1 protein-coding gene and 1 pseudogene are annotated in these 789 nt (G+C 57.2%); one reads left to right on the top strand and one right to left on the bottom strand.

Going from position 1 to position 789, the window contains the following annotated elements; all coding sequences use genetic code 11:
• A pseudogene (locus NKI99_RS33775) lies at positions 1 to 75 on the bottom strand (DNA-binding response regulator); the annotation flags it as partial.
• Here NKI99_RS33775 and NKI99_RS33770 point away from each other — a divergent pair.
• Positions 56 to 430, top strand: a complete 375-nt coding sequence (locus NKI99_RS33770) for an acyl carrier protein (protein WP_352593620.1) — start codon at positions 56 to 58, stop codon at positions 428 to 430. The pseudogene NKI99_RS33775 and the gene NKI99_RS33770 overlap by 20 nt on opposite strands.
• Positions 431 to 789: the final 359 nt, after the last annotated feature.

Raw genomic sequence — 789 nt, 5'->3', positions numbered from 1 at the left:
GGCATGCATCGTGAGATACTCGGCGATGAGGCGCCGCATTGCGGCATCATCGTCAATGACAAGAACATGTTTCAACGGCACACCTCGTTTTGGGGGTTGGGCCCCGATCAGGGTTGCACTACCTGAATCTGCAATCAAAAGGCATGTATTAGTGATGACATTACTTGAAATTGAACAACTGGTTCTCAAAACCCTCAACGCTCTAGTTGCCGAAAAAGTAGAGGTCTCGATGACAACCAGAATGCGGGATCTCGGCCTCGACAGCCTCGACTATAACGAGCTTGCTACGGCGATCGAGAGCCGACTTGGCTGGTTTGTCGACGATTACAAGCTCTGGCAATACGAGTCCGTAAGGCATGTCGCCGACGCCGTCGCCAGTCAGGAGTTGCGCACCGCGGAACCACCAGCAGTGCGGCAAGTGCTGGAGTAGTGCTGTAGGCACAGGTTACGGTGAGGGCAGCTTGGGCGGCGGTAGCTATGGCCATTGCTCCGCTGTGGTTTGTATCCGTGACTGGTGTGTTTGAGAACTGTTGGGTCAGCCCGGTCCATGTCGCAGTGCCGATGCCCCCTTGGTGGCGTTGCCCGCAATTGCGATCGCTGCGCCCAGGGCACCAATGCTGACGGTCGTTGTCAGGCCACCCGTTGAATTGTTGTCAGAGGCAACAGTGCCCACCACACCATCCCAATCGGTGGTCGTATAGACCGTACGCCTCCGGCGAGGGCCGCCTTGCGCGAGCATGGCACGGTAGCGAGGCTGCGCTCTTAAGGTCGTCCTTACGAGCGAAGTTG

Origin of the sequence: Mesorhizobium sp. M0239 (genome assembly GCF_040321815.1) — a bacterium.
Classification (GTDB): domain Bacteria; phylum Pseudomonadota; class Alphaproteobacteria; order Rhizobiales; family Rhizobiaceae; genus Mesorhizobium.
This window is presented reverse-complemented; position numbering and strand designations above follow the sequence as displayed.

Coding starts and splice junctions, on each gene's coding strand:
- NKI99_RS33770 (WP_352593620.1), top strand. CDS start 56: ATGACAAGAACATGTTTCAACGGCACACCTCGTTTTGGGGGTTGGGCC.